This window comes from Streptomyces sp. SID5785 (assembly GCF_009870065.1).
Classification (GTDB): domain Bacteria; phylum Actinomycetota; class Actinomycetes; order Streptomycetales; family Streptomycetaceae; genus Streptomyces.
Genome location: NZ_WWIA01000387.1, coordinates 1 through 2,955, shown reverse-complemented (window position 1 = coordinate 2,955; position 2,955 = coordinate 1). Strand labels below are relative to the sequence as shown.

Here is a 2,955-nt window from a genome sequence, read left to right as displayed (position 1 = left end):
ACCGGGGGCGGCGCAGCGACCGGCGGTCCCCCGGGAGGGGAGGCTCCGGAGGACCCCGCGCGCGGATTCCTGGAGGCCTACGGGCACGGGCTGCGCCTGGGCAGCTTCGACTGGGACCTGGAGACCGGGCTCATGCACATGGACGCCGAGGCCCACGACGTGTTCGACCTGCACCCCGACGAGTACGACGACCACCCCGAGTCCCTCGCCTCCAGGGTGCCGCCGCCCGACGCCGTCCGGCTCGACGCGGTCGTCGCGCAGGCCGTCAAGAATGGCGCCGAGAACTACGGCGTCTACTTCCGGGTCCGCACCCGCGAGGGCCTCCTGCGCTGGACCCACACCCGCGGCTACATCCGCCGCGACCCGTCCGGGCGCCCGCGCCGCATCGTCGGCATCGTCCGCGACGCCACCGACGAGCTGGCCGACGCGACCGTCCAGCACGAGCGCGAGAGCCACGACGCCCTGCGCCGCCGCGAGACCAGCGTCGTGCAGAGCACCACCGCCGCCCTGGCCCACGCCCGTACCGTCCGCGACGTCATCGAGGTGCTGCGCGAGTCCCACGGCATCGAGCGGCTCGGCGCCACGAGCTTCGTCATGGGCCTCGTCCGGGCCGGGCGGATCCACCTCGTCGCCGAGGGCCCCTCCGGCAGCTTCGTGCCGGGCACACACGTCACCCGCACCGACGACCCGTACCCGATGAGCGAGGTCGTGCGCAGCCTCAGACCCCGCTTCATCGACTCGCCCGAGGACTTCGCCCGCTCCTACCCCGTCCTGTGGCCGCACATCGCCCACCTCGGCATCCGCTCCGCCGCCTACCTGCCGCTCATCGCCCAGGCCCGCCCGATCGGCGTCGTCGGCCTGCTGTACCACGACCGCAAGGGCTTCGACGACTCCGAGCGCAACGTCCTGATCGCCCTCGGCAGCAGCATCGCCCAGAGCCTCCAGCGCGCCATGCTCTACGAACAGGAGAAGGACCTCGCCCAGGGCCTCCAGCAGGCCATGCTGCCGCGCTCCATCCCGAACGTGCCGGGCGCCGACCTCGCCGTCCGCTACCGCTCGGCCTCCCTCGGCCGGGACATCGGCGGCGACTGGTACGACGTCATCCCGCTGCCCGGCGGCCGCGTCGGCGCCGTCATCGGCGACGTCCAGGGCCACGACACGCACGCCGCCGCCGTCATGGGCCAGCTCCGCATCGTGCTGCGGGCCTACGCCGCCGAGGGCCACACCCCGGCCACGGTGATGGCCCGCGCCTCCGTCTTCCTGCACGAGCTCGACACCGACCGCTTCGCCACCTGCCTGTACGCCGAGGCCGACCTGACCACGGGCGTCGTCCAGTTCGTCCGCGCCGGACACCTCGACCCGCTGCTGCGGCTCACCGACGGCTCCTGCCGCCGGCTGCCCGTCGACGGCGGACTGCCGCTCGGCCTGTCCGCCCTGTTCGGCCGGCTCGAGTACCCCGTCACCACCACCGAGCTCGACCCGGGCCAGACGCTGCTGCTGTGCACCGACGGCCTCGTCGAGGAGCCCGGCACCGACCTCGACGACGGGCTGCGGACCCTCACCGACCTCGTCCGCTCCGGACCCGCCGACATCGACCAGCTCGCCGACCGGCTCTGCACCGCCGTCGACGAACGCGGCGGCGAGGACGACGTCGCCCTCCTGCTGCTGCGCCGCCGGGGCGCGGGCACCCCGCAGAGCCGCGGCCGGCTCACCGAGCACGTGCCACCCGGCGACCCCGAGGCGCTCAGCGCGGCCCGTCACATGATCCGGGCCGCCGTCCGCGCCTGGGGCGCCCGGGACCGCGCCGACGAGATCGAACTCGTCGCCGACGAACTCGTCACCAACGCCCTCATGCACACCGACGGCCCCGCCGTCGTCACCCTGCGCGTCCTGTCCGGTCCCGACCGCCGGCTGCGCGTCGACGTCGAGGACACCTCCAGCGCGCTGCCACGCCGCCGGGAGGCCGGCGACGACGGCGTCTCCGGCCGCGGCCTCCTCCTCGTCGACCGGCTCGCCGACGTGTGGGGCGTGGAGGCGCGCGGCGGCGGCAAGTGCGTGTGGTGCGAGTTCGCCGTGCCGAGCGCGCGCTGACCCCGACCGCACCACCGGACACCCGGGCCCCGTCCGCGCAACGGTGGCACCCTGGACTCATGCCGGAACTGCCCGAGGTCGAAGCACTGCGCGGCTTCCTCACCGAGAACCTGGTGGGGCACGACATCATGCGGGTGCTGCCCGTCGCCGTGAGCGTTCTCAAGACGTACGACCCGCCGCCCACCGCCCTCGAGGGACGCACCGTCACCGCGGTCGCGCGGCACGGAAAGTTCCTCGACCTCGCCACGGACGGCGGCCCGCACCTCGTCACGCACCTGGCGCGCGCGGGCTGGCTGCACTGGAAGGACCGCCTCCCCGACGGCCCGCCCAAGCCGGGCCGCGGCCCGCTCGCCCTGCGAGTCGCCCTGGAGACCGGCGCGGGCTTCGACCTCACCGAGGCGGGCACCACCAAGAAGCTCGCCGTGTACGTCGTCGACGACCCCGCCACCGTCCCCGGCGTCGCCCGGCTCGGCCCCGACCCCCTCGCCGACGGCTTCGACGAGCCCGCCCTCGCCGCGCTGCTCGCGGGCGAGCGCCGCCGCATCAAGGGCGCCCTGCGCGACCAGTCCCTCATCGCGGGCATCGGCAACGCCTACAGCGACGAGATCCTGTGGGCCGCGAAGATGTCGCCGTACGCACTCGCCGCGAAGCTCACCCCCGACGACGTCCACACGCTGTACACCGCGCTGCGCGCCACCCTCACCGACGCCGTCGAGCGCTCGCGCGGCGTCGCCGCCGGGCGCCTCAAGGCCGAGAAGAAGAGCGGCCTGCACGTCCACGGACGCACCGGCGAACCCTGCTCCGTCTGCGGTGACACGATCCGCGAGGTCAGCTTCAGCGACTCCTCGCTCCAGTACTGCCCCA

2 protein-coding genes are annotated in these 2,955 nt (G+C 74.5%); both read left to right on the top strand.

The window, feature by feature from the left end; genetic code table 11:
- Positions 1-69: 69 nt before the first annotated feature.
- On the top strand, positions 70-2,091 hold the full coding sequence (locus GTW43_RS12755) for a SpoIIE family protein phosphatase (RefSeq protein ID WP_237536562.1): 2,022 nt from the start codon (positions 70-72) through the stop codon (positions 2,089-2,091).
- Between the two features lie 59 nt (positions 2,092-2,150).
- Positions 2,151-2,955 (top strand): Fpg/Nei family DNA glycosylase (locus tag GTW43_RS12750; RefSeq protein WP_161301774.1); only part of this gene is annotated, 805 nt, incomplete at its 3' end.